This window comes from Melghirimyces algeriensis (assembly GCF_900182565.1).
In the GTDB taxonomy this organism is placed as follows: Bacteria; Bacillota; Bacilli; order Thermoactinomycetales; family DSM-45169; genus Melghirimyces; species Melghirimyces algeriensis.
In genome coordinates this window covers 454,914-470,931 of record NZ_FXTI01000001.1, presented here as the reverse complement: position 1 = coordinate 470,931, position 16,018 = coordinate 454,914, and the positions used below count along the sequence as shown (strand labels likewise).

Below are 16,018 nucleotides of genomic sequence, written 5' to 3'. Positions count from 1 at the left end.
CGTACTGTTAAGTTTTCCGCCTCTGAATCCATTTATGTTACGCAAATCATTCCTTGTCCCTTCTCATCAAAAAATCCTCTGACTGTGTGCAGAGGATTTTTTAACCATCACATGACCTGTTTGGTTTCCTTCGCCAAGCGAATCATTTCCAATGCATGATTCCGGGTGGTGTCTGTTACTTCCACTCCTCCCAACATACGGGCCAACTCCAGTATACGTCCTTCTTCTGTCAGCAACTTTACTCGCGTTCTTGTCTTTCCATCGATGGCTTCCTTAAATATATGGAAATGTTCATCGGCCATGCAAGCCACCTGAGGGAGGTGGGTTACACACAACACCTGACAATGGCGTGCCAGTCGCGTAATCTTTTCCGCAATGGCCTGTGCCGCCCGTCCACTTACTCCGGTATCCACTTCATCAAAAATCAATGTGTCGCTGGCTCCATTCAGACCGGAAAAGATACTTTGGATCGCCAACATGATCCGGGAAAGTTCACCGCCAGATGCGATTTTGACCAAGGGGCGCAATGGTTCACCCACATTGGGAGAGATCATAAATTCAACCTGATCCACCCCTGTCAAAGTAAACTCCGGATTCTCCACCTGATGAAAAGCCACTGAAAACCGGGTTCCCTGCATATTCAGATCTGCAAGTTCCTTTTCCACCAACTGTTCCAGTTTAACAGCTGCCTCTTTGCGGGTTTGGCTTAAAAGAAGCGCTTGTTTCCGCATCCGTTCATGCAACACCGTGCGTTTTTCTTCCAGTTCAGCCTTTTTTTCATCCTGTTGTTCCAACTGATTTAATTCTTCTTCGGCCTGTTCTGCGTATTGAAAAATCTCCGAAACGGATTCTCCATACTTTCGCTTCAACTGTTCAATCAGATGAAGACGTTCTTCCACCTGAGCCAAACGACCGGGATCAAAATCCAGGGTATCCCGATATCTTCCAATCTCTCTGGAAGCCTCCTCAATCTGATAATAGGCGGATTGAACCATTTCCAGAACGTTTTTCATGGATGGATCAACATTTACAATATCCTCCAAATGCTGAATCACACGATTTAAAATTTCTACTCCTTGTTGTTCCCCATATAATCCCTCATAAGCATAGGTGGCATTTTGCATGAGATGTTCCGCATGAGCAAGACGGCTTTGCTCTTGTTCCAGTTCTTTATCTTCTCCCGGAATCAAACAGGCTTCTTTGATTTCATCTCGTTGAAAAGTCAACCAATCAATTCGTTGCGCAATTTCCTTTTCGTTCGTTTGTATTTCCTCTAATTCACGAGTGACTTCCCTGTATTTTCGATACAGAGCTTGGTAGTCCTCCAATAGCTGATGAAGGCTCTCTCCTCCAAAAGCATCCAGCCAAGCAATATGCTCTTCTGTCTGCAACAACTTTTGATGTTCATGCTGCCCATGCATGTCCAACAAATGCTTTCCGACCTGCTTTAACATCCCAAGAGTAACTATCTGCCCATTGATTCGGCATGTGCTTTTACCACTTGAAGAGATTTCCCGACGTATTAAAAGGGAATGATCCTCCATATTCAACCCAATATCTCTTAAGACCTTGTTGGCTGCATGATGAACCGGAACTTCAAATAACGCTTCTACCGTTGCTTTTCGGGCGTTATGCCGTACAAAGTCAGCGGAGGCCCGCCCACCAACAACCAAACTGAGCGCATCAAAGAGAATGGATTTCCCCGCCCCTGTTTCCCCTGTCAGGACGTGAAAACCCCTGTCAAAGGTGAGATGAATCTGTTCGATGATCGCAAAGTCACGGATGGAAATTTCCCGTAGCATCGGTCATCCACTCCTACAACATGTCGATAAAACGGCTTTTCACTTGAGGTGCGATTTCCCGGTTCCGGCAGATCAAGAGAATCGTATCATCTCCTGCAATCGTTCCGATCACATCGCGCCAATCCAAATTGTCAACCAATGACGCGATCGCATGAGCATTACCGGGCAATGTTTTCATTACAATCAGATTTTCGCTCTGTTCAATCCCGACAAACGCTTCTGTTAACATCCGTTTCAATTTCTGGTTGGGATTAAATCGTTTATCTGCCGGAAGCGAATATTTATAAGAGCCGTTGTTGGTTGGAACTTTTACCAAGTGAAGTTCCTTAATATCGCGGGACACCGTGGCTTGCGTCACGTTATACCCCGCTTCTCTCAATTGATCCACCAGATCTTCCTGGGTTTCAATATCCTGGTTTGTAATAATTTCCCTGATTTTGATATGTCGCTGTCCTTTCATTTTTTGCCCTCCAACCCACTTCCTTCATCCGGCTCTCCTTGCAGCTTTTTTCGTATCACTTCGAAGAAATCCCTTTCTTTCCACTTGATCAAGGATGTAATGTTCTTAGACGCAGCCACCCGGATAATATCATCCACCCTGAGTCGATAACCCAGTTGTCCATCAATGGTTAACCCGATATCTCGGTGAGTGGCGCTGACACGAATCTCCAATGTACAATCTGAAGGGAGGACCATGGGCCGGGCAGTCAATGTATGCGGACAAATCGGGGTCAACAGAATGCTTTGAACACCAGGCCAAACAATTGGACCTCCACAGGAAAGGGAATACGCGGTTGATCCAGTAGGCGTGGAAACAATCAAGCCATCACCGGAATAAGTGCCCAGAAACATCCCATCCATAAATACGGTTCCCGTAATCATTCGGCTGAATGAACCCTTGGCAATTCCAACATCATTTAAAGCCACACTTTTCTCCAGAACTTTTCCGTTTCGAACCACTTCCGCATCTAACATTAACCGCTTCTCAATGTAAAAATCACCAGACAAAATACGGTCAACTGCAATGGCCAGACTATCCGGTTCAGCTTCGGACAGGAATCCGAGATGTCCCAGATTAAAACCCAGAATCGGGATATCAAATGCAGAAAAACGGCGCGCAACACCTAGCAGTGTTCCGTCCCCACCCAGCACGAACACAATGTCCACCACTTCAGGAAAACGTTCGATGGAAAGTGCCAGATCATTTCTCTGTATTTCCGCTGCCACTTCAGGTTCCAGCTTGACGACCATGCGACGTTTTTCCAGAAGATGAACCAATTCCTTCATGACAACTCTCGCTTTGGGCTTCCCTTTATTAACCAGTATCCCGAATCTTTTCAATCGACTCCACCTCGATCCCAGCTGGAGTTATTGTACTAATATTGCAATCAGTGCTCCCACGGCTAACATGATGAGATGGGAGACCATCCCTCGCCGTCTTGGAACCCGGACGCCAGTTATATCAAACGTTATGGTTTGAATTGTTTCTTGTACAGGGTCCACATATAATATCCCATTCACCCGAAACGCAAGCATATGCCCCAGAAAACGATCCCGAACAACTGCACCGGACAGTCGCAACGTCTTCTTCGGTTTTACCAGGATGACCACATAGACCTCTTCCCCTCTTCTGGCAATATAATCAGCGTAAAGTCGGCTTTCAAACTGTTTCTCATCGATTTGCACCCATAGGGGAAGCCGCTGTTTTTCAGCAATCACCTCATAGCCTTTCTCTTCCAATAAATTTGGCACCTTACCCTGAATAGGCAATGTAGAATGAAGTATCACTGAATCCGGATCTGTTTTTTTCCATGTACGCCCCAATAGAATCAGAAGCAGGATCAACAGCAGAAAAAGGACGACTACATCCCCGTCGCGCAACAACGGTATCCCTCCCTTTTTCTACTAATTCGGATCCTGCATAGATAAATCCTGTTCCTATGTTGTTTTTCCTTTTTCATGAGCCAGTTCCACAGCTTCATGAATCAAAGACGTCGGCTCCGCTGAACAGGACGATTCGGCCTTCCATTCCAGCCAGCCGAGAAACTCGATATTCCCATGGCTTCCTGTGATGGGAGAAGGGATCAATCCCTTCAGGGAATAACCCTCCCTTTGGGCCATATGATAAAAGTTAGTCAGTACATCCCGGTGGATCTGTGGATCTCGAACAATCCCTTTTCTCCCCACTTGTTCTCTGCCTGCTTCAAACTGAGGTTTAATCAAGGTGATCACCTCTCCCGAATCCTTTAAGATCAATTTTAAAGGAGGGAGAATCAAGGACAGAGATATAAATGAAACATCAACAGTGGAAAAATCAGGTCTCTCACCCGAAAGATCCTCTGGTCGCATATAACGAAAGTTGGTTCGCTCCATCACCGTTACCCGATGGTCTTGACGCAATTTCCACGCAAGTTGACCATATCCGACATCCACAGCGTATACCTTTGCCGCACCATTTTGAAGGGCGCAATCCGTAAATCCACCTGTGGAAGCTCCAATATCCAATACCACCCGACCCTCCAGATGAATGCCGAATTGTTGCAAAGCCTTTTCCAGTTTCAGACCACCCCGACTGACATAGGGGTGCTCCCGACCGGCCACTTCCACCTGAGCATCTTTGGGCACTTTGGTCCCAGGCTTGTCTTTACGTTCGCCATTGATTCGTACCAAACCCGCCATAATGGCTCGCTGTGCCTGCTGTCGGCTGGGATAGAGCTTCCTGTCCACAAGGAGGACATCCAATCGCTCTTTCAATCAGATCCCTCCTCATACCCTTTGACGTTGGCAGGAAGCCATTTTTCGTCCCGTTTGAACCAGATTCTCCACGGTGAGACCCACTTCCTTACGTTGCTCCTCCACGCTTCCGTGTTCCACAAAATAGTCTGGAACACCCAAAACTTTCACCTGCATATCATAAATGTTCTGTTCGGCATAGTATTCCAATACGGCACTGCCAAACCCTCCAATCGCAGATCCCTCTTCGATGGTTACGATCGGAGTTCCCTCCTGATGCAGTCGATTCAACAGTTCAGAGTCCAACGGTTTCACAAAACGCGCATTTACCACTTTGGCATGGATACCATCGCGAGCCAACTGATCCGCAGCTTTCATGGCCAAAGGAACCATGGTTCCAAAGGCAAGGAACGCAAGATCATTTCCGTCACGTATCATTTCTGATTTTCCAATGGGCAACTCCTGAAGCTCTTTGTCCAGATCCACACCGAGACCACTTCCTCTGGGAAAGCGAACAGCAATCGGTCCCTGATCATACCGATAGGCTGTGTAAAGCATATGTTGAAACTCATTTTCATCTTTTGGCATCATAATCACCATATTGGGAATGCAACGCATATAGGCAATATCATAAACCCCTTGGTGCGTTTCTCCATCAGCACCTACAAAACCGGAACGGTCTACTGCCAAGAGGACATTTAGGTTTTGACGGGCAATATCGTGGATTAATTGATCATAGCCCCGCTGCAGAAATGTGGAGTAAATAGCCAACACCGGTTTGACTCCCTGTGTCGCGAGACCCGCAGCAAAAGTGGCAGCATGTTGTTCAGCGATTCCAACATCAAAACAACGATCCGGAAAACGGCTTGCAAACTCATTCATTCCCGACCCACCCAACATCGCAGGGGTAATACCCACCACACGAGGGTCCTCTTCTGCCAGACGGATCAGCGTATCACCAAATATTTTGGGATACTTAACCGGTGTAGAAGACTTTGTTTCCTCTTTGCTCGATTCCAGCTTGTATCCTTTCGCCACACCATGAAATTTTTCCGCATAGTTTTCCGCAGGAAGATAACCTTTTCCTTTCACCGTAACCACGTGAACAAGCACGGGTCCTTCCGCTTGATCCGCTTGCCGGAGACATTCCATCAGCTCATCCAGATTATGTCCATTGACCGGGCCCAGATAAGTAAGTCCCAATTTTTCAAACAGTACACCTGAAACCACCAAAAACTTGAGACTGTCCTTAATCCGCTCTGCAGCTGTGGCAAAAGCTCCCCCCACAGAAGGAATCTTTTTGAGAAAGAACTCCACTTCTTCTTTGATTTTATGATAGTGCTTATGCGTTCGAAGCTTTCCCAAATAGTTGTGAATGGCACCTACATTGGGAGAGATGGACATCTCGTTGTCGTTCAAAATCACCATAATTTTCCTTCGTTCATTCCCGATATGGTTTAGCGCTTCTAAAGCCATCCCGCCCGTCAGTGCACCATCCCCGATGATTGGAATGACACGATGTTGGTCTCCCTTTATATCACGGGCCGCAGCCATACCCATCGCCGCCGATAAGGATGTACTGCTATGTCCGGTTTCCCAGACATCGTGTTCGCTTTCTCTCATCTTTGGAAAACCACATAGCCCTTCATACTGACGAAGGGAACCAAACTGGCTTTTTCTCCCTGTAAGGATCTTGTGAACATACGCCTGGTGCCCCACATCCCATATCAATCGATCTTTCGGGCTATCAAACAAATAATGCAAGGCAATGGTTAATTCCACAACACCCAGATTGGATCCCAAATGCCCTCCTGTGGTTGATAAGCTCTCAATCAGAAATTGGCGAATTTCTTCCGCCAAACTGGGAAGTTCTTTAACAGGCATCTTTTTCAATTGTTCGGGCGAATTAATCTTATCGAGGTGCACGGAAAACGCCTCGCTTTCGCTTACTTTTTTTTCTAGTTTTTACTGTAAACATACGAATATGAAACCTCTTCTCCAGTATATAGAAAATTTTCCCCAACCTGAGGATGATGTCATTTGCATACCGAATCGAAATCGCTTTTCCAAACGCTTTACCACCCACAGTCAGGGCAGAGATCAGTCCGACAAACAGAGTCTCCAAAAACCAGTGGCTTTCAGCCAGATCCATGGCAAGCACCAGAGACCCCACCACTGCAACGGTCGCCGCCCCACTGACAATGCCGCTGATATCGCCGACTACATCATTGCAAAAGCTGGCAAACTGATCTGCGCGGCGAATAATGCCAATCGCATGTTTGGCACCGGAGACTTTTTTGGCAGCCATTGAATGAAACGGTGTCTCGCGGGCGGCGGTTGCCGCGATCCCCAACATATCAAAAAACACTCCGAACAGAACAATCAATAAAACAACCAACAGGCCTCCCTGCCAGGATAAGCCTCGCATAAAAGTTGTAGAAGCACCATTGAACAACATGGAAAGAAAGGCGGTGATCACACTGATGATGGTCACCCAACGTATGGAATGTTGAAAGATCTTACGCATCTTCCGTCCAATTCTCCTCCAAATGACCAAAAAGAACGGAATGCCGCCGCCGTAGCGGCCGGCATTCCGTTCCGGCTTTGACAGGCGGGCTTCACCGCCGGTCTGCCAACGGCCAAAACTGACCTTGCTAAAGAAACAATCCAGCTTATCAGTCCGACTGGGAGTGGAAACGAACCAGGTAAATATTGCGGCTTAGGTCCAGTAGGTTTTCCCAAAAAGGTATCCACACCGTTGCCAATGTGGCGGTTTCCCTTTATAACCTTTTTCGACGACGTCGCCATCTGCCGGACTGGATTACCACTTAGTCCGCACTCCAATCCCCGGCCCGCCTTGCTCCTGAAAAGCAAACAGTCTAGGGGTTTTCCCCGACAATCCTTGCACCTCTCCTAGCCTCTTTTGCAGTATTGCTTTCAACAGAAGCATAAAACAACTTCCGTATCCCCGCAACACCACTCAAGGCAGGCTACGCTGCACCAGGTCCCCCAACCCGTATGCAGGTTCATACCCCAAGCCGTCGCCTGCGCACGGTGACGCTCAGCCACGCACTTGGGCCTCCGCGGAGGTCGGGTCAACGCCCACATGCCTTTGTGGATCGCCCGTCCCCCTTAACTCTCAGCATCAACCCCCGACTGGGCGTCGGAAGCCAACACCAAGAACTTCATCGATGTGCCCTTTAGCGGATTTTTAGCCCCGCCTTCAGAGAGGGTGGATCGACTAGAATACTGCACCACTCCTACATTGAAGGTATTATATCACAATCCCCTGAAAGCCGGCAATTAAAGGCGAAGCTTACTTGTCTCGAACCGTTAGATAGTCAGCAATCATCAAAAGCCGGTCAGATTGGACTTCATCCAGGGAAACAACCAAATCCTTGGCTTCTTTCACCAATGTCTGAACCCACTCTTTTGAAGCCTCCAACCCCAATAAAGCAGGATAAGTGGATTTATTTTTCCCTTCATCACTGCCAACAGGTTTTCCAATCTTATTTTGATCTCCGATAACATCCAGGATATCATCCTGTATCTGAAATGCGAGACCCAACCGTTCAGCATACCCCGTCAGCGAATGAAGCTCGCTCTCTTTTGCACCACCAACTACGGCGCCAAGACGGATGGAAAAGGTGATTAAATCACCTGTTTTTGAGCGATGAATATCCTGCAATGTCTCCAGGGAAACCCCTTGTCCCTCTGCAAGAATATCCTTTACCTGACCGCCAACCATCCCCTCAGCACCGACGCGAATGGAGCACTCCCGAAGCAAATCCAAACCGATTTCATAGGGCAAATTCACCTCTTTCAACCCTTCGGTCATGATACCAAAAGCTTTTGTCAACAGAGCATCTCCTGCAAGAATCGCCATCGCTTCTCCATAAACCTTGTGATTGGTTGGGTTTCCTCTTCGGAAGTCATCGTCATCCATGGCCGGAAGGTCATCATGGATCAATGAATAGGTATGTATCATTTCTACCGCACATGCAAAAGGAAGGGCGTTCTCCTCCTTCCCCCCTACCGCTTCAGCAGAAGCCAAAACAAGAATGGGGCGAAGCCGTTTTCCTCCAGCCAACAATGAATAGGTCATCGATTCCTTGAGTGGCTGGGGAACCCCTTGAAGGTTCTCCATATACCGTTTCAATTCTGAGTGAACGACTTTCGCCTTCTCCTCGATATAACTTTCAACTTTCAGCACTTTAGTCCCCATCCTCCTCAGGTTGGAAAGGTTTCTTGATCCAACCCTCATTTTCACGAACCAGCAATTCCACCTGCTGTTCCAGCTTTTCCAACTTCGTTCCACAATATCGTGACAGTTTCATACCTTCCTCAAAAAGACGGATTGACTCTTCCAGTGGTACATTGCCGCTTTCCAAATTATTGACCACTTCTTCCAGCCGTTCCATCGCCTCTTCAAAAGAGAGCTCTTCCGATATACCCTTTGCTTTTTTATCCGCTTCCATCGGAATTCCCCTCCAATCCCCAAACCTGACATTTCAGCAACCCATCAGACAGCTGTACAGAGATCAAATCCCCCTCTTGTACATCCTTAACAGACTTGACCAATTTTGCATCACGATATCGGTTGACCAAGGAATATCCCCTTCTCATCACTTGAAGGGGACTGAGAGCATCCAGATGCTCTACCCGTCTAATCCATTCCAAGCGTTGATCCCGGATGTATTGATCCATTCCCAGTCTGCATTCACGGTTCAGTTGTGTTAACCGCATCTGAAAATGAGCAATTCGTGTTGAAGGGCGTTGTCCCTGCAATTGATACGTTCGTTTCTCCAAGAGAGACCGATACAGAGCCAAACGTTCCCGTGTGGACCGAATTGCATCCTGTGTTAAGAAATCCAGTCGCTGCTCAAATTGTGCCAGTTGAAAACCGGGTCTTTTAAAAACAGGGCGTTCCATCGATTGCAGTAAACGCAGTTTACCCCATTTTAAATGCTGTTGCATAATCTTAGACAAACGATCCCGAATCCCTGCCAAGCGCGATCGCAGTTCGTCCAGTGAAGGGGCTACAATCTCTGCTGCTGCCGTAGGCGTCGCTGCTCGTACATCTGCAACAAAATCTGAAATCGTCGTATCTGTTTCATGACCCACGGCAGAAACCACAGGAATCTGAGAGCGATAGATTCCCCAAGCTACAGACTCTTCGTTGAAAGCCCACAATTCTTCGAGAGATCCACCACCCCGACCGAGGATAATCACATCCACATCCTCTTCACGATTCATCCAGTGGAGAGCCTCTTCAATTTCTCTGGGAGCTTGGTCTCCCTGAACCGCCACAGGATATACCAACACATCAACCGTACGAATTCGGCGGCGAATGGTTGTAATAATATCTCGAACCGCCGCCCCGTGAGGGGAAGTAATCACTCCGATCCGACGTGGAAGAAAAGGAAGAGCCTTTTTGTGTTCATGCGAAAACAAGCCCTCTTTTTCCAATTTCTCTTTCAATTGCTGAAAAGCTATATAACGCTCCCCGATTCCATTGGGAGTCATATGGGTTGCATACAGTTGGACTTGACCGTCCCGTTCATACATGGCTACCCGACCACGGATTAATACATCATCTCCATCTTTCGGAGCAAAACGCAGCCTTCGGTTGTGTCCCGCAAACATCACCACACGGAGTCGCGTTTGCTGATCTTTCAAAGTAAAATACATATGACCACGCGCGTGATGCTTAAAATTGGATATTTCTCCCTGGACCCAAACCCGTGCCAACTCCGGCTCCTTTTCAATCACTTGACTTAATTGACGGACTAATGAGGTAACGGTCAACACATCGTTCTCCCGATTTTCCAGAACCGATCCCCCCTCATTGGATCAGGAAAAAAAAGCCCGTGCCGCCTGAACCGTATTATACAGAAGCATCGCCCGCGTCATCGGACCTACACCACCTGGCACTGGTGTGATGTAGGATGCCACTTGTTTGACAGTATCAAAGTCTACATCCCCGGCCAATTTCCCAGTCGGTGTACGGTTCATTCCAACATCGATGACCACGGCCCCATCTTTCACGTGATCCTGCGTAATCATATGCAACCGGCCCACTGCTGCAATGAGAATATCCGCCTGTCGGGTGTGAAAGGCCAGATCTTTCGTCCGTGAATGACACATCGTAACCGTAGCATTCTCTCTTTGCAATAGAAAAGAAGCCGGCTTGCCGACAATATTGCTGCGCCCTACCACCACAGCATGCTTTCCCGCAAGTGGAATCTCCAACCGTTTTAACATCTGTATAATACCATGTGGTGTACAGGGTAAAAGCGAATCTAAGCCTGTAGCTAAGCGGCCTGCATTCAGTGGATGAAAGCCATCCACATCCTTGTCCGGTCTGATTTGTGAAATCACTCGATCAGGAGAAATACCTTCAGGTAACGGTAATTGAACCAAAATCCCGTGCGTTTTCGGATCATCATTTAAACGTTGAATTTCCGAAAGAAGCTCTTCCTCCTGAACCGTATCTGGCAAGCGAATCAATTCAGAAGCAATTCCAACTTGCTCACAATCCCGAACCTTTCCGCGAACATACGTCTCAGACGCAGGATCATTTCCCACTAATATGACCGTCAAACCTGGACGTTTTCCAAATTTCTCCGCCAGTTCTGCAACCTCTTTTTTCAGTTCGGATTTCACTTGTTCAGCAATTGCCTTGCCATCGATGAGTTGGCCCCGTTTCACCATCATGCTCCTCTCTATTGTTCCGTAAATGGTTTCGCCACCAGTTTACCGTTTGAGGACATTAATGTAAAGAAAAACGAACTTTATCTTTCCTTCTTTGTATATTGTTCGCTTCTAAAGGATATAAAAACCGAAATGATCAAATGACCCGATTTTCACTCCACTGGGCTTTTATTTCCTTCAACCTCCCCCAAGTTCCTTGCAATATTCCCCAAAACGCCATTAATAAATCGGGCTGACTCTTCTGCACTGTATGTCTTCGCCAACTCAACCGCCTCATTCAATGTTACACCCTTTGGAATCTCTTTTTCATACAGAAGTTCATAGACCGCCATCCTTAAAATGGACCGATCCACATAAGAAAGCCGTGCTATCGTCCACTTCTCTTTCAAATACTGTTGAATCTTGGAATCAATCAAATCGCGCTCTTTAAAAACGCCATCTGTGATCCGGATAAAAAAAGAGAGACTTTCCTCTTGCACATCCTTTTCCAGCGACCGAATCGTCCGTTCTACAGATGCCTCTTTGCCAAGAGGGTTGATTTCACACTGATACAATACTTGCAATGCTTTTTCTCTAACCAATCGTCTGGACATCAGAACCATCTCCTTTCAAAAAAAATGCCCAGCCGTCAGCCGGGATCCAAGTTTATTTCTTGAAAATCCTTCCCAATACACGTTTGAAATGATCTTGATGATCTACCTGATATCCCACCATAAAACCGATAGAGACAAAAACAGCAAAGATGAGCGTTTTCCATAATCCGGCAATTAAATAGATAAATCCAAACAAAACACCGGCGGCGATGCCTACAATGCGTCCAATGTAAGCTGAACTGAAACGACTCAAGTTTGCACCACCCTACTTTACACGAATCCGCTTCGAGTCCGGCTGAACGGTATCCACAATATAAACAGAGATCTGACGAACATCCACACCCGCAACTTCTTCCACATACGATTTAACTGAGTGCTGCAGTTGTTCAGACAGGGTTTGTATAGGAGTGTCTCCCTCAACCGACAATTTTAAACCAATACCAATAGACGACTGGTTCTCATCATGTCGAACATTGGCTGAAAGATTACGTATACCCTTGACCCTCTGAGCCGCAAACAACGCCATCCCTTCCAATGCCTTGCTGGAAATCCGGATATGACCGATTTCAGTCAATCGATCCACACCCGAATATCTCTTGTGTCTTTGTATGGAGAAACAAAACATCCAAATACTGAAAATCAGAAGAGCCACACTTAATACCAACACAAACCACCGTGCATCCGGACTTTTATAAAGTCGGTTCAACCATTCCGACACCCGTATATATCGACCCCATCCAACATCCAGAGCAACACTAATACCAAAAACAGATGAAACCAGGAGTAGTAAACTGTTAACAATCAAGAGGAGCCGATTTAGTACACCCAATCCTCTGTTCCTCCTCTCAATTGTGTGACGACCCCATAGCACCATTTCTTTCGGTCACCACCGGCTTCTCTTCCAATTTGATGAGGATAGCTGTCTACTCCTCTTTTGTGCAAAAATAAGTATTTGCTGGATGCTCGCGACCTGATCAGTCACACTTGCACCCAGCAGACGGTCTCAACAGCAACATTCTTCAATTGCGTGCAACCGACATTATTTTACTCGCTGTGATTCCGATTCCTCACTCGATTCTTGTTCGTCCCCTGCAAAACGTACATCAACGACTTGAACAGTGATACCGGACACATCCAGACCGGTCATGGATTCAACAGCACTCTTCACTCTTTCTTGAACATTACGGGCTACATCTGGAATATGGTATCCATACGTGACAATGAGGGAAACCTGGATTCTCACCTCATCATCCAATTCCACTTTAATTCCTTGTTTTGGTGTTTTTCGACCCAGGAACTGAGTAATATCGGATACAACACCCCCACTCATCCCCGCAACACCCTCTACCTGGATGGAAGCAAGCCCACTGATGATCTGAATCACCTCAGGAGCAATCTCCACCCGCCCCAAATGGGTACTTCCTGTTTCACTGTAATGGTTTTGTTCCATTTCCATGTTAACCCTCCTCCAAATCGGTGGTTTCCAGAAATTGTATGTGAAAATCCCCTTCAACAAAACGTTGATTGTTGAACAGTTTCATATGAAAGGGAATCGTTGTGCTCACCCCATCAACAGCAAATTCAGCAAGAGCACGCTTCATCCGTTGAATCGCCTCATCACGGTCTTTTCCCCATACAATCAACTTGGCAATCATGGAATCGTAAAACGGCGGAATGAAGTAACCCGGATAAGCTCCGCTGTCAACGCGCACTCCCACTCCTCCCGGAGGCAAGTAAAATGTAACAGTTCCGGGTGTCGGCATAAAGTTCCGATCCGGGTCCTCTGCATTGATTCGACATTCAATGGCCCAGCCATCGATCACGACATCCTCCTGACGCAGGGAAAGGGGTTCACCTGCGGCCACCCGGATCTGTTCCTTAATCAAATCTACACCAGTAATATATTCTGTTACGGGGTGCTCCACCTGAATCCGGGTATTCATTTCCATGAAATAAAAATTACCTTCATGATCGAGCAAAAATTCCACTGTCCCCGCACCCGTGTAATTGACTGCTTCTGCAGCAGCCACGGCTGCTTTCCCCATTTTATCTCGCAATGTTGGATTCAAAGCGGGAGACGGCGCTTCTTCCACCAGCTTTTGGTATCGCCGTTGAATGGAGCAATCCCGTTCTCCCAAATGGATGGTATTTCCATGAGCATCAGCCAACACCTGAATTTCGATATGACGGGGTTGAACCAAAAATTTCTCCAAATAGACTCCGGGATTGCCGAAATTAATTTCAGCTTCCTGCTGAGCCATACGGATTGCCCGTTTTAATTCCTCCTCCGTATGTACCACACGCATCCCTTTGCCTCCGCCTCCGGCGGTTGCTTTAACAATGACAGGATATCCGATTTCTTGGGCTGTTTTCAAAGCTGCATTCTCATCCTCAATGACCCCCTCCGTACCAGGAACGACAGGCACAGAAGCCGCTTTCATCGTTTCACGGGCCGTTGTTTTATCACCCATTTTCTGGATCGCTTGCGGTTCAGGGCCGATGAAAGTGATGTTGCAGGCAGCACAAAGCTCGGCAAAATCAGCATTCTCCGCCAGAAATCCATATCCAGGATGAATGGCGTCAGCTTCTACAAGCGTTGCGACACTCATCAAACTGGCCATACTCAAATAACTGTCCTTTGATGAAGCCGGACCAATACAATAAGCTTCATCTGCCAACTTGACATGCAGGGAATCACGGTCAGCTTCAGAATAAACGGCTACAGATTGAATCCCCAACTCGCGACAGGCACGTATCACCCGAATAGCAATCTCTCCGCGATTGGCGATCAGGATTTTTTTAAACATTTTACTCTCTCCTTCCGCTGTTTAGTCCGTTTTTACCAAAAACAGCGGCTGACCGTACTCGACGAGCTGTCCATTTTCAACAAGAACTTTGACGATTTTTCCCCGCACTTCAGCCTCAATTTCATTCATCAGTTTCATCGCTTCCACAATGCAGACCACTGTTTTTTCCTCCACTTGATCCCCTTCATTCACATATGGGTCGGCATCCGGAGCCGGTGCCTTGTAAAATGTGCCCACCATCGGAGATACAATTTTGTGGAGATCCGTCTCATCCACCTCTGTATCCGGTTCAGCGGGTGAGGGCGTTGTTTCTTTCACCACAGCTGTTGGAGTGGGTTCCAGTTGTTTTACTTCCGGTTGAACCTCGGCAGAGGACTCCGTAGTTACATACTTGATACCGTTGGATGCTTTTTTAAGCATCACTTTCGTTCCATCATTATCCAGCTCAAATTGCTCAATATCGGACTCATCCACAAGTCGAATCAATTCCCTTATTTCATGCATCTTCATTGGCATTTTCATTCACTCCTCTCAAAACCTTTCAGAAAAATTGACACCTTCATCATCATGGACCAAAAACAAAGCAAAATTTCTGATACTGATCTTGTCCATCATTTGTGTCATACCGTTTGATTGTATACAAAACGAATGAACAACTCAACCAATCTTGTTTTTGGAACAAGAGCTGTGATATTTCCGTAAAATCTATGTCCATTGTACGTTGTACAATCCCGATAATCAATCTGCACATTTTCGCAAAAGAAAAGCCCTCCTACAGAGGGGATGATGAAAAGCGTATCAGTTTTTATAAGCGATAGAAATCTTATCAACGGGGACATCCAATTGCTTTTTCACCATACTGATCAACTTTACCACCTGTTTCTTGCTCATTTTTTCACTTTGAACAATGACATCAACAAAGTCATCTTCATTTGTGATTACCACCGCATCGCGAAATCCTTCCTCCCGGATCAAATCCTCCATCACTGATTCTGTTTTATCCACTTTCATCAATTCATTAATTTTTTGCTGTGCCTTCTTTAATTCTTCCTTTGACGCTTTTGGATCGGTCATAACATCCATATACTTTTCCGTCATTTTGGAGCGCAGTGAACTTCTTTGAAGCTGATATCCAATAAAATAGTCGCTGTCGGAATCAACAGAAGCCTTTTTGTCCTTTTCTTCCTTATCTGCTTTTTCCTTTGTTTTTACTTGAACATCTTCGGATTTGGATGTCTGTTCATCCATTGTAATCTGATCTGCTGGTTCCACGGGTCCCGTCACAATATAATAAGCGGAAAGTACCACCATCAGGGTCAACATCGTCACCAACCAGACGGTTTGTTTGTTCATGTTCATTTTAACCCTC

The 16,018-nt window shown here is 46.6% G+C and carries 18 protein-coding genes; all 18 read right to left on the bottom strand.

The features are described 5' to 3' along the window. Positions 1 to 107: 107 nt before the first annotated feature. Positions 108 to 1,802 (bottom strand): DNA repair protein RecN, encoded by a 1,695-nt coding sequence (recN, locus tag FN782_RS02185; RefSeq protein ID WP_142504120.1) that lies wholly within the window; start codon positions 1,800 to 1,802, stop codon positions 108 to 110. A gap of 13 nt (positions 1,803 to 1,815) precedes the next feature. After that, positions 1,816 to 2,262, bottom strand: coding sequence for a transcriptional regulator AhrC/ArgR (ahrC, locus tag FN782_RS02180; protein ID WP_142504119.1), 447 nt, complete (start codon positions 2,260 to 2,262; stop codon positions 1,816 to 1,818). Next, positions 2,259 to 3,143 (bottom strand): NAD(+)/NADH kinase, encoded by an 885-nt coding sequence (locus FN782_RS02175; protein WP_142504118.1) that lies wholly within the window; start codon positions 3,141 to 3,143, stop codon positions 2,259 to 2,261. Before FN782_RS02175 ends, ahrC begins: the two co-directional genes overlap by 4 nt. A 27-nt stretch (positions 3,144 to 3,170) precedes the next feature. Next, positions 3,171 to 3,686, bottom strand: coding sequence for a hypothetical protein (locus FN782_RS02170; RefSeq protein WP_142504117.1), 516 nt, complete (start codon positions 3,684 to 3,686; stop codon positions 3,171 to 3,173). Positions 3,687 to 3,740: 54 nt separating this feature from the next. Beyond that, entirely contained in the window at positions 3,741 to 4,556 is an 816-nt protein-coding gene (locus tag FN782_RS02165; RefSeq protein WP_142504116.1) for a TlyA family RNA methyltransferase, read from the bottom strand. A gap of 12 nt (positions 4,557 to 4,568) precedes the next feature. Further along, positions 4,569 to 6,461, bottom strand: a complete 1,893-nt coding sequence (dxs, locus tag FN782_RS02160) for a 1-deoxy-D-xylulose-5-phosphate synthase (RefSeq protein ID WP_142504115.1) — start codon at positions 6,459 to 6,461, stop codon at positions 4,569 to 4,571. Beyond that, positions 6,448 to 7,062 (bottom strand): hypothetical protein, encoded by a 615-nt coding sequence (locus FN782_RS02155; RefSeq protein WP_142504114.1) that lies wholly within the window; start codon positions 7,060 to 7,062, stop codon positions 6,448 to 6,450. Before FN782_RS02155 ends, dxs begins: the two co-directional genes overlap by 14 nt. Before the next feature lie 789 nt (positions 7,063 to 7,851). Further along, positions 7,852 to 8,748 (bottom strand): polyprenyl synthetase family protein, encoded by an 897-nt coding sequence (locus FN782_RS02150; RefSeq protein WP_142504113.1) that lies wholly within the window; start codon positions 8,746 to 8,748, stop codon positions 7,852 to 7,854. A gap of 1 nt (position 8,749) precedes the next feature. Continuing rightward, positions 8,750 to 9,013, bottom strand: coding sequence for an exodeoxyribonuclease VII small subunit (gene xseB, locus FN782_RS02145; RefSeq protein ID WP_142504112.1), 264 nt, complete (start codon positions 9,011 to 9,013; stop codon positions 8,750 to 8,752). Then, on the bottom strand, positions 9,000 to 10,346 hold the full coding sequence (gene xseA, locus FN782_RS02140; protein ID WP_246064812.1) for an exodeoxyribonuclease VII large subunit: 1,347 nt from the start codon (positions 10,344 to 10,346) through the stop codon (positions 9,000 to 9,002). Before xseA ends, xseB begins: the two co-directional genes overlap by 14 nt. 42 nt (positions 10,347 to 10,388) lie before the next feature. Then, entirely contained in the window at positions 10,389 to 11,249 is an 861-nt protein-coding gene (gene folD, locus FN782_RS02135; RefSeq protein ID WP_142504110.1) for a bifunctional methylenetetrahydrofolate dehydrogenase/methenyltetrahydrofolate cyclohydrolase FolD, read from the bottom strand. A 152-nt stretch (positions 11,250 to 11,401) separates the two neighbouring features. Beyond that, complete coding sequence (nusB, locus tag FN782_RS02130) at positions 11,402 to 11,842, bottom strand: transcription antitermination factor NusB (protein WP_142504109.1); 441 nt, start codon at positions 11,840 to 11,842, stop codon at positions 11,402 to 11,404. 52 nt (positions 11,843 to 11,894) lie between these two features. After that, positions 11,895 to 12,095 (bottom strand): DUF2273 domain-containing protein, encoded by a 201-nt coding sequence (locus FN782_RS02125; RefSeq protein WP_142504108.1) that lies wholly within the window; start codon positions 12,093 to 12,095, stop codon positions 11,895 to 11,897. A 12-nt stretch (positions 12,096 to 12,107) separates the two neighbouring features. Beyond that, positions 12,108 to 12,671, bottom strand: coding sequence for an alkaline shock response membrane anchor protein AmaP (amaP, locus tag FN782_RS02120; RefSeq protein WP_185955979.1), 564 nt, complete (start codon positions 12,669 to 12,671; stop codon positions 12,108 to 12,110). 210 nt (positions 12,672 to 12,881) lie between these two features. Next, on the bottom strand, positions 12,882 to 13,298 hold the full coding sequence (locus FN782_RS02115; protein ID WP_142504106.1) for an Asp23/Gls24 family envelope stress response protein: 417 nt from the start codon (positions 13,296 to 13,298) through the stop codon (positions 12,882 to 12,884). Position 13,299: 1 nt separating this feature from the next. Next, the gene (gene accC, locus FN782_RS02110) at positions 13,300 to 14,649 is read right to left on the bottom strand and encodes an acetyl-CoA carboxylase biotin carboxylase subunit (protein WP_142504105.1); all 1,350 of its coding nucleotides are present in this window, start codon (positions 14,647 to 14,649) and stop codon (positions 13,300 to 13,302) included. A 21-nt stretch (positions 14,650 to 14,670) separates the two neighbouring features. Further along, on the bottom strand, positions 14,671 to 15,159 hold the full coding sequence (gene accB, locus FN782_RS02105; protein WP_142504308.1) for an acetyl-CoA carboxylase biotin carboxyl carrier protein: 489 nt from the start codon (positions 15,157 to 15,159) through the stop codon (positions 14,671 to 14,673). 288 nt (positions 15,160 to 15,447) lie between these two features. Next, positions 15,448 to 16,008, bottom strand: coding sequence for a SpoIIIAH-like family protein (locus FN782_RS02100; protein WP_142504104.1), 561 nt, complete (start codon positions 16,006 to 16,008; stop codon positions 15,448 to 15,450). Between the last annotated feature and the right edge of the window lie 10 nt (positions 16,009 to 16,018).

Bases quoted from the DNA above. Each gene is read 5' to 3' on its own strand.
- FN782_RS02100 (WP_142504104.1), bottom strand. From the start codon at position 16,008: ATGAACATGAACAAACAAACCGTCTGGTTGGTGACGATGTTGACCCTG.
- ahrC (WP_142504119.1), bottom strand. From the start codon at position 2,262: ATGAAAGGACAGCGACATATCAAAATCAGGGAAATTATTACAAACCAG.
- FN782_RS02155 (WP_142504114.1), bottom strand. From the start codon at position 7,062: ATGCGTAAGATCTTTCAACATTCCATACGTTGGGTGACCATCATCAGT.
- nusB (WP_142504109.1), bottom strand. From the start codon at position 11,842: ATGTCCAGACGATTGGTTAGAGAAAAAGCATTGCAAGTATTGTATCAG.
- FN782_RS02115 (WP_142504106.1), bottom strand. From the start codon at position 13,298: ATGGAAATGGAACAAAACCATTACAGTGAAACAGGAAGTACCCATTTG.
- accB (WP_142504308.1), bottom strand. From the start codon at position 15,159: ATGAAGATGCATGAAATAAGGGAATTGATTCGACTTGTGGATGAGTCC.
- folD (WP_142504110.1), bottom strand. From the start codon at position 11,249: ATGGTGAAACGGGGCCAACTCATCGATGGCAAGGCAATTGCTGAACAA.
- accC (WP_142504105.1), bottom strand. From the start codon at position 14,649: ATGTTTAAAAAAATCCTGATCGCCAATCGCGGAGAGATTGCTATTCGG.
- recN (WP_142504120.1), bottom strand. From the start codon at position 1,802: ATGCTACGGGAAATTTCCATCCGTGACTTTGCGATCATCGAACAGATT.
- xseB (WP_142504112.1), bottom strand. From the start codon at position 9,013: ATGGAAGCGGATAAAAAAGCAAAGGGTATATCGGAAGAGCTCTCTTTT.